The organism is Actinoplanes sp. TFC3 (assembly GCF_001553785.1).
Taxonomy (GTDB): Bacteria; Actinomycetota; Actinomycetes; order Mycobacteriales; family Micromonosporaceae; genus Actinoplanes.
This window is the reverse complement of record NZ_LOJP01000001.1, coordinates 1,406,704-1,419,293: the sequence shown is the minus strand read 5'-3', so window position 1 is coordinate 1,419,293 and position 12,590 is coordinate 1,406,704. Positions and strand designations below refer to the sequence as shown.

At 69.6% G+C, this 12,590-nt stretch carries 12 protein-coding genes and 1 pseudogene; 3 read left to right on the top strand and 10 right to left on the bottom strand.

Annotated features, from left to right (window positions below; genetic code table 11):
• Together TFC3_RS06405 and xylA are read right to left on the bottom strand one after the other, a co-directional pair.
• The coding region (locus TFC3_RS06405) for an FGGY family carbohydrate kinase (RefSeq protein ID WP_255363747.1) at positions 1–706 on the bottom strand (706 nt) is incomplete at its 3' end.
• Positions 707–708: 2 nt separating this feature from the next.
• Positions 709–1,896 carry a xylose isomerase gene (gene xylA / locus TFC3_RS06400; protein WP_067506094.1) on the bottom strand — a complete coding sequence of 396 codons (1,188 nt, stop codon included), beginning with the start codon at positions 1,894–1,896 and terminating at the stop codon, positions 709–711.
• A 50-nt stretch (positions 1,897–1,946) separates the two neighbouring features.
• Between xylA and TFC3_RS06395 the strand changes: the two genes are divergently transcribed.
• Complete coding sequence (locus TFC3_RS06395) at positions 1,947–3,089, top strand: ROK family protein (protein WP_173745302.1); 1,143 nt, start codon at positions 1,947–1,949, stop codon at positions 3,087–3,089.
• On the opposite strand, the gene TFC3_RS06390 is transcribed toward TFC3_RS06395, so the two are convergent.
• Entirely contained in the window at positions 3,042–3,533 is a 492-nt protein-coding gene (locus tag TFC3_RS06390) for a MarR family winged helix-turn-helix transcriptional regulator (RefSeq protein WP_067496902.1), read from the bottom strand. The two genes, TFC3_RS06395 and TFC3_RS06390, sit on opposite strands and share 48 nt — an antisense overlap.
• Before the next feature lie 51 nt (positions 3,534–3,584).
• Here TFC3_RS06390 and TFC3_RS06385 point away from each other — a divergent pair, with 51 nt between their 5' ends.
• Entirely contained in the window at positions 3,585–4,724 is a 1,140-nt protein-coding gene (locus TFC3_RS06385; RefSeq protein WP_067506090.1) for a PP2C family protein-serine/threonine phosphatase, read from the top strand.
• 46 nt (positions 4,725–4,770) lie between these two features.
• Here TFC3_RS06385 and TFC3_RS06380 read toward each other — a convergent pair whose 3' ends face one another.
• The 3 genes from TFC3_RS06380 to TFC3_RS06370 all read right to left on the bottom strand — a co-directional run bounded on the left by TFC3_RS06380 (position 4,771) and on the right by TFC3_RS06370 (position 8,510).
• Positions 4,771–6,462 (bottom strand): substrate-binding domain-containing protein, encoded by a 1,692-nt coding sequence (locus TFC3_RS06380; protein ID WP_067496899.1) that lies wholly within the window; start codon positions 6,460–6,462, stop codon positions 4,771–4,773.
• Between the two features lie 164 nt (positions 6,463–6,626).
• Complete coding sequence (locus TFC3_RS06375) at positions 6,627–7,652, bottom strand: lactonase family protein (protein WP_067496896.1); 1,026 nt, start codon at positions 7,650–7,652, stop codon at positions 6,627–6,629.
• A gap of 69 nt (positions 7,653–7,721) precedes the next feature.
• The gene (locus tag TFC3_RS06370) at positions 7,722–8,510 is read right to left on the bottom strand and encodes a hypothetical protein (protein ID WP_067496893.1); all 789 of its coding nucleotides are present in this window, start codon (positions 8,508–8,510) and stop codon (positions 7,722–7,724) included.
• Positions 8,511–8,675: 165 nt separating this feature from the next.
• Here TFC3_RS06370 and TFC3_RS06365 point away from each other — a divergent pair, with 165 nt between their 5' ends.
• Positions 8,676–10,310, top strand: coding sequence for a BTAD domain-containing putative transcriptional regulator (locus TFC3_RS06365; protein WP_161952540.1), 1,635 nt, complete (start codon positions 8,676–8,678; stop codon positions 10,308–10,310).
• 6 nt (positions 10,311–10,316) lie between these two features.
• On the opposite strand, the gene TFC3_RS06360 is transcribed toward TFC3_RS06365, so the two are convergent.
• The 4 genes and pseudogenes from TFC3_RS06360 to TFC3_RS39110 form a co-directional block, all read right to left on the bottom strand.
• Positions 10,317–10,913 (bottom strand): ATP/GTP-binding protein, encoded by a 597-nt coding sequence (locus TFC3_RS06360; RefSeq protein ID WP_067496888.1) that lies wholly within the window; start codon positions 10,911–10,913, stop codon positions 10,317–10,319.
• Positions 10,894–11,295, bottom strand: a complete 402-nt coding sequence (locus TFC3_RS06355; RefSeq protein ID WP_067496885.1) for a DUF742 domain-containing protein — start codon at positions 11,293–11,295, stop codon at positions 10,894–10,896. Before TFC3_RS06355 ends, TFC3_RS06360 begins: the two co-directional genes overlap by 20 nt.
• Entirely contained in the window at positions 11,285–11,692 is a 408-nt protein-coding gene (locus TFC3_RS06350; RefSeq protein WP_369819580.1) for a roadblock/LC7 domain-containing protein, read from the bottom strand. Before TFC3_RS06350 ends, TFC3_RS06355 begins: the two co-directional genes overlap by 11 nt.
• Positions 11,693–11,701: 9 nt before the next feature.
• A pseudogene (locus TFC3_RS39110) lies at positions 11,702–12,590 on the bottom strand (hypothetical protein); the annotation flags it as partial.

The following is a 12,590-nucleotide window of genomic DNA, read 5'->3' as shown; positions in this document are numbered from 1 at the left end:
CTACTGGTCGGCCAAGACCAACGAATACCGGCCCGAGCGGAGCGCCGTTGGGCAGGTGACCGGCGATCCCGGTGGGACCGAGCACCTGCGGCGTGATGAGCTGCCGGCCGAAACCCAGTTCGAGCAGGTCGGGCCGGTATTCGTTGGTCTTGGCCGACCAGTAGAGCGTCCCGCTGGCGTCGCTGCGATCGGTGCGCAGCGTGTCCAGGCTCCCGGCGCCGGACAGTTTCCAGGTCAGCCAGTCGTGCGGCAGGCAGACCGCTGCCACCTTCGCCGCGTTGTGCGGTTCGGTGCGCGCCAGCCAGCGCAGCTTGGTGAGCGTGAAGCTGGCCACCGGCACGATCCCGACGGCATCGGCCCACGCCTGGCGGCCCTTGCCGGCGCCCCCGAGATCCTCGATCAGCTCGGCGGCCGCCCCGGCGCTGCGGGTGTCGTTCCACAGCAACGCCGGGCGGACCACTTCGCCGTCCTCGTCGAGCACAACCATGCCGTGCTGCTGCCCAGCCACCGACACCGCAGCGACGTCATCGAGCCCGCCCGCCTCGGCGATGGCCGTCTGCAACGCGTCCCACCAGGCCTGCGGGTGAACCTCGGTGCCCTCGGGGTGACTCGCGCGTCCCTGCCGTACCAGTGCTCCGGTGTCCGCATCCCGGATCACCACCTTGCAGGACTGGGTGGAGCTGTCGATGCCTGCGACGAGGGTCATTGCTACCGGGCCCGCAGGACGTGGTCGATCGCGAGCTGGTGGAGCTTGACCATGTGGTAGCCCTGCGCGCCGGCCGCGTCGACGTCGTACTCCTCGAACGCGCTCTTGTCGTTGAGCAGGTCCTGGTAGGTCTCGCCCTCGTTCAGGGTGGGCTTGGCGAGTTCGAGCACCTTGGCCTCGGCCAGCGCGGCCTGCACCCCGGGGTCGGCCCGGAACGCCTCGGCGCGCTCCTTGAGCAGCAGGTACATCCGCATGTTGGCCTTCGCCGACTCCCACACGCCGTCGTAGTTCTCGGTGCGCGAGGGCTTGTAGTCGAAGTGCCGCGGGCCGTCGTAGCTGGGTCCGCCGCCGGGCGCGCCGTGTTCGAGCAGGTCCACCAGCGCGAACGCGTTGAGCAGGTCGGCGTGACCGAACACCAGGTCCTGGTCGAATTTCGGACCGTGCTGGCCGTTGAGGTCGATGTGGAACAGCTTGCCGTGCCACAGCGCCTGCGCGATGCCCTGGGCGAAGTTGAGGTTCGACATCTGCTCGTGGCCGACCTCGGGGTTGATCCCGAACAGCTCGGAGCGCTCCAGCTCCTGCACGAAGGCGATGGCGTGCCCGGCGGTGGGCAGCAGGATGTCGCCGCGGGGCTCGTTGGGCTTGGGCTCGATGGCGAAGCGCAGGCCGTACCCCTTGTCCTCGGAGTATTGGGCCAGCAGGTTGAGGCCCTCGGCGTAGCGGTCGAGCGCGGCGTGCACGTCCTTGGCAACGTCGTACTCGGCCCCCTCGCGGCCGCCCCACAGCACCAGCGTCTTGGCCCCCAGCTCGGCGGCGAGGTCCATGTTGCGCAGCACCTTGCGCAGCGCGTAGCGGCGCACACTGCGGTCGTTGCTGGTGAAACCGCCGTCCTTGAACACCGGGTGGGTGAACAGGTTGGTGGTCACCATCGGCACGACCAGGCCGGTCTCGTCGAGCGCCTTCTTGAACCCGGCGATGATCCCGTCGCGGGTCTGGTTGTCCGAGCCGAACGGCACCAGGTCGTCGTCGTGGAACGTGATGCCATAGGCGCCCAGCTCGGAGAGCTTGTGCACCGCCTCCACCGGGTCGAGGGGGGCGCGGGTGGCCTCGCCGAACGGGTCACGCGCGGTCCATCCCACGGTCCAGAGGCCGAAGGAGAACTTGTCGTCGCGGGTGGGATGAACCGACACGGTTACCTCCACGTACAAGATTTGTTTATTGGTTGAATTATTTGACCGCGATGTGTCACTGTCAAGGGGTGCCGAGCGTCTCCCAGGCCCCTATCAGGCAGAACAGTGTGCGGGCTCATAATCTCGCGCTTGTGCTGCAAACCGTGGCGAACAGCGCAGATCCGATAAGCCGGGCTTCGGTGGCCGGCGCCACCGGGCTCACCCGCTCGACCGTGTCGGCGCTGGTCGACGACCTGATCGCGGGCAGCCTGCTCACCGAGGTCGACCCCGCCCCGCGCACCGGAGCCGGGCGACCCGCGGCCGGATTGCGCCCCGCCCCCGACGGGCCGGCCGGGCTGGGCCTGGAGATCAACGTCGACTACCGCGCGGCTTGCGTTGTCGACCTCACCGGCACGCTGCGCCATCGCCTGGTCGAAGCCGGGGACCAGCGCCAGGCCGGTGCCCTCAGCGCGCTGACCCGGCTCGCCGCGCTTGCCCGGCACCGCGCCGAAGCTGACGGGCTGACCGTGGCGGGGGCCGCTCTGGCGGTGCCGGGCCTGGTGGCCGCAGGCGGTGTCGTGCGCGTCGCACCCAACCTGGGCTGGCAGGACATCACCATCGGGACCGAGCTGGACGGCCTGCCACTGACCGTCGACAACGAGGCCAACCTGGCGGCGCTCAGCGAACTCGGGGTCGGGGAGTTGCCGCCCAGCTTCATCTATGTCTCCGGCGAGGTCGGCATCGGCGCGGGCATCGTGCTGGACGGCTCGCTCTACCGCGGGGTGCGCGGCTGGAGCGGCGAGATCGGCCACATTCCGATCGACGCGAGCGGCCCGCTCTGCCGCTGCGGTGCCCGTGGCTGCCTTGAGCAGTACGCCGGTCAGGAGGCGATGCTGCGCGCCGCCGGGGTGACCTCGGTGGCCGAGCTGGCCGGGGCCGACTTGACCATCGCCGGCACGGCCTTGGGAACTGCGCTCTCGACGGTGGTGAACCTGCTGGACGTGGACACGATCGTGCTGGGCGGCATCTATGCTCCGCTGGTGGCGCGGCTGCGGGACGCCATCGACGCGGAGATCGGCCGGCGGGTGCTCACCGGGTCACCGATCCGGCTGCGCGCGGCCACCTTCGGCCCGGACGCGGCCATGCGCGGGGCGGCGGGCGCGGTGCTACAAGGCGTCCTCAACGACCCCGCCGGCTGGCTGGCCCGGAGCTGAGGTGTCCATGGCAACCTGCTGGAACTCGTTGAGCCCGCGCACGAGCGCGGCCCGGCCCGCGGGGCTCATCCGGTCGAACACCTCGCCGAGCACCTCGCGCCGCGTCGAGCGCAGGTTGTCGAGCAGCGCCCGCGAGGACGGCGTCAGATACAGCGCAATCTCCCGGCGGTCGGCCCGGCCCGGCTCGCGGTCGACCAGCCCGGAGGCGACAAGCCGGTCACACAGCCTGCTGGCCGAGGAGAGAATCATCCGGAGCTCAGCGGCCAGACCCCGTAGGTTGATGCCCTCCGCACGCTCGACGACCAGCAGCGCGCTGAGCTGGGGACCGGACAGCCGGGGCACGGCTTGCTCACGGGCAGAATCCCAGACGGCCAGCAAGGTAGCCGCGGCGTCGTCGACCGCCGCGGCGTGCTGTGGCCCATCCGGCCCATGGTGTTCGGCCATGGTGCAGCAGAGACTACCCGCAGGACGGGCCGTGCCGGGGAGGTGGAATCGGTGACCGAGCGGGTGACCGCCGTGCGCCGGGTGCTTGCCGACGCACCGGCCGACCAGGTTGTCGAGTGCCTCGCCGAGGAGCTGGCCAAGCAGTACGAGGCCGCCGCCATCGAGCTGTTGCAGGTCGACTACCGGCTGTCGGCGCTGCTGCCGCTGATGGATGGACCGGCCATCACCCGCCCCGGAGACCCGGCGTGGCGCTCGTTCGACCATCAGCAGCAAGTGGTCGCGGGTCAGGTCGGCTACTTCCCGGTCAGCGTCCGGGGCGAGCGGCTCGGGGTGCTGCGCGTCTCCCCCGTGTCGAGCGATGAGCAGGAGCGCACCGAGCTGGGTACGATCGCCACGCTGCTGGCCCACGAGCTGCAGGCGGCCAGCACCGGCACCGACCGCTACACCATCGCGGCCCGCGCGCAGCGGCTCACCCTCGCTGCGGAGTTGCAGTGGGAGTTGCTGCCCGGACGCAGCCGCTCGGGGTCCGGCTTCGGGCTCGCCGGCCAGCTCGAACCGGCGTACGCGGTGCGCGGCGACAGCTTCGACTGGGCCGAGCAGGAGAACAAGGTGTTCGTCACCGTGCTCAACGGCATGGGCGACGGGATGGGCGCGGCGCTACTGACCTCGCTGACCACCCAGGCGCTGCGCAACGCCCGCCGCGCCGGGCTGCCGCTGGCCGACCAGGCGGGCCTGGCCGACCAGGCGATTTTCTCCCAGCACCGCGGCGACTGGCACGTGGCGGCGCTGATGCTGGAACTGGACGTGACCACCGGACGGCTCGAAGCGGTGGACGCGGGCTCACCCCGGCTGATGGTGCTGCGCGACGGCGAGGTGCTGGACCAGGATCTCGACGCGCAGTTCCCGCTCGGCATGTTCGAGACCACCGACTACCAGCCGCAGAGCATGGTCCTGCAGCCCGGCGACCGGCTCTACATCGTCAGCGACGGCGTGTTCACCGCTCCCGGCACCAGCGGCCGGTACGGCGACGCCGCCCTGCACCGCTTCGTGCGGCGCACGGGCTCGCTCGCGCCGCTGCAGGCCGTCCGGTCCCTGCTCGGCGACCTGCGCGCGTTCGTCAGCGCCGACCTGGAGGACGACGCGGTCGCCGTCTGCCTCGACTGGACGCCCGCCTCCTCCCCCGAGGGGTAACGCCTCCTGTCGTTTCCCGGCGGGCTGGCGCCGGCCCGGCGCTTTCTCAGCGGCTGGCGCCGGACCTGGAGGAGATTGCCTCGAGGAAGATATCGGAGATCTTTGCGGGGTCCTCGGCGATGAACACGCCGCCCGCGCTGGTGGCTCCGGCGATCGCGTCGAGTTCGTTGGCGTCGACCTCGTTGCCGATGCCGACGATGACCATGCGCACCGGGCGGCGCGGGTCGCTCGCCTTCTTCAGCTCGGAGATCAGGGTGCCGCGGCTGATGCCGTCATCGTTCTTGTTCACGCCGTCGGTGAACAGGATGACCGAGTTGACCCGGCCCGGCTGCCAGGTGTCCTGCACCTTCTTGTATGCGGCCAGCGCGGTGTCGTACAGACCGGTGTTGCCGCCCTCCTTGGGCGTGATCGTCTTCACCGATTCCTGTAGCTGCCCGCGCGCCGAGGTCAGCGGGCTGATCGGCACGATCTCCTTGTAGGGCAGCTTGCCGTTCATCTCGGTGGAGAAGACCCACACACCGACGGCCCACTTGTCGTCGAACAGCGCCAGGCCCTGCGAGGCCGCACCCCGGGTCACCGCCGCGCGGCTGAGGTTGTTGGCGGTGGGCACCTTGGTGCCCATTGAGCCGGAGACATCGAAGACCGCGAGCACCCGGCCCGGCAGCGTGATCGCCGCCCAGCTGCCCAGCGCCTGGTTGATCGCGCCGGCGTCCAGCCCGGCCGCGGCCGCGCCCTGGCTGCCGGAACTCGAGGCGGCTGCCGCCTTGGGGGCGCCGATCGGAGCTTCGAAGCCCGCTCCCGTGGTGCCGTCCGCGCCGCGCAGACCGGCCTTGGCCAGCTCATCCTTGAAGGACGCGGCCTGCAGCGCCTCGCGCAGGCCGGTGGCCGCCGCCTGGGTGCTCACCTCGAGGCCGGGCATCACCGCGTAGGGGTAGTCCAGCGCCGGGGGCTTCGGGTCGAGGTAGAGCGCGACCAGCGGTACGACCGGCTTTTCGGCATCGTAGGCGATGACGTCTTCCTCGGACAGCGGCGCGGCGCTGATGCCGCTGGCGAGGTCGGCCGGGTCGGTGGATCGGGGGAACTTCTGCAGCAGGTCGTCGCGCAGCGAGGAGCTGCCGCTGGCCAGGGTGCGCAGGGCACCGACCTGCTGGGCCTTCGCCTGCGGCGAGGAGCCAGCCGCGCCGCCCAGGGCGAGCAGGCCGTTGAGCCCGGCGGCGTCGCGCATCGGGTCGACGATGCCGGTGCGCAGCGCGTTGCCAGTGGTCATCTTGGCGACCAAGTCGGCCCAGCCGAGCTTGCGGTTGGGCCAGCCGATGATCTCGGCGGTCGGCTGCGGCATCGCCACGACGACCGGGCTTTGCGCGAGCGAGGCGCCGTCGGTCGGCTGGAAGCCCGAGGCCTCCGAGCGGATGCGCATCAGCCACGTCGTCGAGTCGGGGACCCAGACATCGGGCACCGCGCCGGTCTTGCTGGCGGCTCCGAGCCCGGTCAGCGAAACACCGTGCTTGAGCGCGACGGTCGACGCCATTGTGGCCGGATTGACGCCTGTGACATTGACGTTGACGCACGTCCCGTTGACGTTGGCACCGCCGGTTGTCCAGGTCTTTGCGACTTGCTCGATGGCAGGCGCTATTTCGGTCGCCGCGGCGACGTTGAGCTGGATCGCTCCGCTGCAGCCCTTGTCGCTGAGCTGCTGATAACCGAGCCAGGAGCCCGCGAGCACGACAACGATCGCCATCGCGCTAGCGACGACGCCCGCTCCCTTGACATTGAAATTTCTGCGATGGCGGCCTGACACGCGCTCCATACTGCGCACGCCAGAAGCCGAATGCCATATACGTTCGGATGAAAATTACTCGTAATGGCATTATCTAAAACTTAATTTACTCTCCGTGTTTGTTCCTATCCGATCGGTGCATGGAACCGAGCGATACAGGTGGGGCTGCCCAGCCCCACCGATCCGGCGATTGCCGCCGGGATGCCCGAATCAGGGTTGATGCGGAAGATCGTTACGTTATGTGACCTCTCGTTGGCTACGTAGAGGTGATCCCCGGCCAGCGCGAGGTGCCGGGGCCAGTCGCCGCCGGTGCTGACTTCGGCGACCAGGGTGCCGCGTTCGCCATCCCAAGCGAACACCGACACGGTGTTGGGGCCACGGTTGCCGACATACACGAACCGCCCGTCCCGCCCGGCGGTGATCTCGGATGGCTGGTTCGGCCGGCCCTCGCTGGTGACGACCTTTCCGGGCTGCTCCCCCGGCCGGTGCCAGCTCAACTCACCGGTCAGCTCGCCGACAAGCAAGAGGGCGCCGCCGGCCGAGCGCAGCAGGTGCCGCGGGCCGGTGCCGGGTTCGGCGGTGATCGCCGCACCCACCAGGGCCAGCCGCCCGGACACCGGGTCGAGCCGGGTGCGCCAGACGCGATCCGAGCCGAGGTCACAGACCAGCACGTCCGGCCCGTTCGGGTCGGGGTTGACCATGTGCGCGTGCGGGCCCTGCTGGCGGTCGGCCACCGGGCCCGACCCGGCCAGCTCCAGCAGGTCGCAGCGCGGCCCGGGCACACCATCGGCGTCGAGCGGGAAGACCGCCACGCTGCCGCTCGAGTAATTCGCGACGAGCAAGTGGGAGCCATCCGAGGCGACAGCAACGTGGCACGGATCCTTGCCGCCGGTCGGTTGCACCGCGAGCGGGGTGAGGCTGCCGTCGTCAGCCACACCGAACGCGCTTACCGTGCCCTCGTCCAGCTCGTTCACGGCGTACAGGACCGGGCGGGTGGGGTGCTGGGCCAGGAAAGAAGGAGATGGCGTACGCGCAACGACGGCCAGCCCGGTCAGCGCACCGCTCGCCGGGTCCCGCCTGGCCAGGGAGATGCCCTCGCCCGTACCGCCGCTGACATCGGTGTAGCAACCGAGGAAGACAAGTTCGTCCATGCCCCGATCCCACCACAGCGAGCGCGCGGACCCCCGTAGACCCGCGCGCTCGCCGCCGACGTGGTGCGGTCAGGAGTTCAGGATTTCGTACGTGGTGGCGGTCGCCTTCTGCTGCTCGCCGGCCGCCGGCTCAACCGGGGACTCGGCGGTGCCGTACTGGTCGTACACGGCTTCGTACCGCTGAGCCTTGGCCTTGCCCGCTGCCGGGACCTTGATGATCGCCTTGGTCAGCCGGCCCTGTGCGTCGAGTACGGCTTCGAAGGGCACCTTGTTCGCCGCGGCACCCAAGGCATTGAGGGTCTTGCTGTCGACGATCTCCGCCTTGCCCTGCTGGGTCAGGTCGGTGGTGCCGCTGAACGTGGTGCCGGCCTTCTTGACGTCGGCTGCGGCCTGGAAGACCGGGAACAGCTCGGCCGGGTCGGTCTCGTTCTCGTACGACAGGGGCGCCGCGTCGTCGTCCTTGAGCTTGGCGCGGTCGACGAGCATCCACTTCTTCGGCAACTTCGGCAAGCCGGTCAGTCCGTTCGTACCCGAAAAATTGATCTTGATCCAGGACTTCTCATCCACGACCAGGAACTTCATGGTCATGGTGAAGCCGAGATCGGCGTCCTTCTGCGAGATGTCGATCCGGTAGCTCTTCTTGGTGGCGTCCAGCACACCCTGCATCGGCTGCTCACCACCCTTGAGAGCGAAGTGGAACGCCCCCGTGGCCGGCCCCGGCAGCGCGGTGAGCAGCTCCTCCTTGGGCGTCGCGGGCGGCTGACTCGCGGTCTGCTTGACCTGCTCGGCGACACCACAACCACCGGCCGCCAGGACGAACAGGGCGAGCAGCGCGCCTACTGGCTTGTACACATTCATGTCTGCGTCTCTCCGGAAGTGGAAATGGGGGTCCCGGCGCCGTGCGGCACCGGGGTCGACGCAGTGAAGCCTGCGGGACAGTGCTGCTGGAGCGCTGCCGCTATGCTGCTGCCGGCTGCCGTTCCGCTGCCGTTCAACGTTTGCGCTGTTCAGAGGGGGTGTCGGGTGACTGACGACCCCGTAGCGTTCGAAGTCCTCGGCGATCTGCGCGCCATCCGCGCAGACACGGAACTGGAGCTTGGACCGGCCAAGCAACGCGCGGTGCTGGCCGTGCTGCTGCTCAACGCGGGCCGCCCGGTTGCGGTCGCGCAGATCGTGGACGCGGTCTGGGGCGAGGAGCCCCCGGAAAACGGCGCCAACGTGGTGCAGAAGTACATGGCCGGCCTGCGCCGCATCCTCGATCCATCACATGCACCCCGCACGCCCGGCGAGCTGCTGCCACTGAGCAGCGGCGGGTACACGTTGCGTATTGAGCCGGACGCCGTGGACGCGCTGCGCTTCGAAGCTGGGCTGGTCCAGGCGTCGGCGTTACGCAAAAGTGGACAGTTCACTGAGGCAGCGGCGCTGCTGCGCGAGGTGCTGGCGCTGTGGCGGGGCGAGGCTCTGGCGGGCCTCAGCGGGGCGGTCTTCGAGGCGGCTCGCCTGCGACTGAGTGAGGCGCGGGCGACGGCTTGGGAAAAATGGGCAGAAATCGAGCTGGCTCGGGGCAACCACACCGGGGTCATGCCTGATCTCGTACGGCTGGTGGAGCAGTTTCCGCTTCGTGAGGGTCTGCGGTCGCACCTGATGGTGGCGTTGCACCAGGGCGGGCGGCAGGCCGAGGCGCTGGCGGTGTTCCGCGACGCCCGGGAATACTTCCTCGACGAGTTCGGGGTGGAGCCGGGCGAGATGCTGCAGGAGACGCACCGGCGGATCCTGCGTGGAGAGCGGCTCTACACCGAGCCGGTTGACCCGTGGGCCTCCTCGTCCGAGCCTGAGTCCCCTTCGGCTGCCGGCGAGGCGGCGTACGTACCGCCGATTTCTCCGCCGCCGTTTGCGGGGGCTGCGGCCTACGTGCCACCTTACGTGCCCCCGGACCCGACCGTGCAGACCCCGCCGCCGCACTGGGGCAACACCACCCCGCTGCCGCTGCGGGTGTCCAAAGGCTTCCCGGTCGGCCAGGTGATCGTGGCGTCGCTGCTGCCGATCCTGCTGTGCTCGATCGGCAGTTGGATCTACTTCGTGTACGCGGGCATCTACCGCCGGGATCGGCGCCAATTCGTCGCGGCAGCGGTCTACCTGGTGCTGTTCATCGTGGCCTGCGTGATCATGGGCATCGACCCCTCCCCGGTGAACAGCAAGGACACCACGCCGCTGGAAAACGTGGCCATTTGCATGTGGCTGACCATCGCTGTGGTGGCGGCGGTGCATGGCGGTGTTCTGGCCTCCCACCCCGGCGACAGCCCGCTGGCACGAACCCTGCGAGCCCAGGCCCGCATGTTCGCCGCCTACAACCCGGCCCAGGCCCTGCACATGGGAGTGGGCCGGCCCGACCTCAGCCGCTCGTACGACGACGGCGGGCTGATCGACATCAACCACGCACCGAGCCACGTCCTGACCCAACTGCCGGGCATCACACCGCAAACAGCCCAGGCGATCACTATCGGACGGTTCGCGCGGCCATACCTGCAGCCCGAGGAAATGATCGTCCGCGGCTTCGTGACCAGCAAGATGCTGCACCGGATGGCCTCGTGGGTGATCTGCCTGCCCCCGCAGACGGCGCCGGCCTGGCACGACGCGTCGCCTCCGCCGCGATACTGAGCCCCGCTACCGGCTGCCTGCTGAGGCGAGCTGCCGGCGGGCCACGTACTCGACCAGTTCGATCAGGACGTTGCGGGCTGCCGTGGGTTCGCGGGCGTCGAACTCGACAACAGGAACGTCGCCGTCCAGGTCGAGGGCCCGGGCGATGGCGTCGGAGCCGAAGCGGCGCTCGTCGAAGCAGTTCACGGCCACCACGAAGGGGGTGCCGCGCTGCTCGAAGTAGTCGATCGACGGGAAGCAGTCGGCCAGGCGACGGGTGTCAGCGAGGACCACGGCGCCCAGGGCACCCTGGGAAAGCTCGTCCCAGAGGAACCAGAAGCGGTCCTGGCCGGGCGTGCCGAACAGATAGAGCTGCAGGTCGTCGGTGATGGTGATGCGACCGAAGTCCATCGTCACCGTCGTGGTGTGCTTGCCCTCGACCCCGGAGGTGTCGTCGGCGCCGTCGACGCCGGTGAGAACCTCCTCGGTCTGCAGCGGCCGGATTTCGCTGACCGAGCCGACCATCGTGGTCTTGCCCGCGCCGAAGCCACCCGCGATGAGGATCTTGAGCGCAACCGGGATGTGCGAGCGGGCGCCATCACGGTCAGAGCGCACGGAGTCCATTGACAACCGCCTTGAGTACGTCGACGTCGTGCGGCTGGGAGGCCGCGGGAGGTTCGTAAAGCGAAATCAGGCCCGCCGAGCGTAGATCACCCAGGAATACCCGGACGACCCCGACCGACAGGTCCAGTTTGGAGGCTAGTTCGACAACCGACGTTGGCTCCCACGCCGCGCCGACGATCGCATGATGCTCCGGATGAAGCGAGGGCGGCAGGGAATCGTCCCGCATGGTCGCCACCACGAACGCGAGCAGGTCAAACTCGCCTTCCGAGGGCGCAACCCGCCCCTGCGTCATTGCATACGGCCGGACGACCGGACCAGCGTCGTGGTCCAGCCAGTCGTGGAGCACCCGCCCCGTGCCGGGGAACAATGCGTCAGCGGGCATCGGATCCAGGCAGCCGATCCGGTGCGTCCATCGTCTGGCCGACGCGGGTGACGAGCATGGCCATCTCGTACGCAATGAGCCCGAGATCGGCATCGCTGTGCGCAACGACCGCCAGGCAGGCACCCAGGCCGGCTGCGGTGACGAAAAGGAACGCGTCCTCCATCTCCACCACGGTTTGGCGCACCGGACCGGCTTGGAAGTGCCGGCTCGCCCCCTTGGCCAGGCTCTGGAAGCCGGCGGCCATCGCGGACAGGTGCTCGGCGTCCTCCCGGCCCATTCCCGCCGAGGCTCCCATGAGGAGCCCGTCGGCGGACAGGACCACTGCCTGCTGGGCGGACGGTACCCGCTCGACAAGGTCGTCGAGGAGCCAGGTGAGGTTGGCGCTCTGATTGGTCATCTGTGCCACTTATGCGTCCTTAACCGGGGCATGATTCGAGTTGTTCTCCTCGGGCGCGCCGTCCGTCCCGCCGTCGGCCCCGGCCGCGGAGGTCCCCACGGCCGGGAAGGTGACCGTAGCCGCCTCCGACCACGCCGGCTGCCCTGGCGTCTGCTCTTTGTCAGTAACTGGGGGTTGCGCGTCACCCTCGCCGGCTATTCCCTCACCACCTGCGTTCACCTGATCACGCGGTGATGCCGGAGCGCCCGCCTCGGGCTGCGACTTTCCGGCGAGCGCGGCGGCATCTTTGCGCCCCTGGGTCGTACCGCGTTGCAAGGCACTCATGAGACTGCGCACCTTTTCGGGGGTACGCACAGTAGTCGACTCGGCTCGTTCCGCCACGGGTCCGCGGAGTTGGGGCACGAGGTTCGCCTGTCGCACCCGGCGCGGTAGCAAGCGCTCATCGCCGGGGATGCGGTTGTCGGCGGGTGGCTCATCTGCGGGCGTCCGGGGCGCGGGGATGCGCGGAGAGAGCGCCGGCGTGACCGGAGCGGCGACGATCGGCGGCCGCACGTCGATGACCGGCGATTCCGAGCCCGGCATGGCAGCCGCGGGCACGGCCGCAATCGGCACGACAGGCGGCGGCACGGCCACAGGAAGCACGCCCGCAGGCGGCGGTGAAGCGGCAGCAGGCGGCAGGGCCGCAGGCGGCGGCCCGGCGGCAGCAGGCAGGCCAGCGGAGGCCTGCGCCGAGCCGGCAGCCGACGGCGAACCAGGCGCCGGTGAGCCGGTGAGCAGTACCGGCTCTCCCCCATGGGTCAAGGCGGTTTCGCTGGTCGAGGTGGCGTTCAGGGGCTGACTGCTGCCGGAGGGCCAGTCGACGTTGAGGGTGCCGGCTTCGCGGGGGTCAGGGGCCACC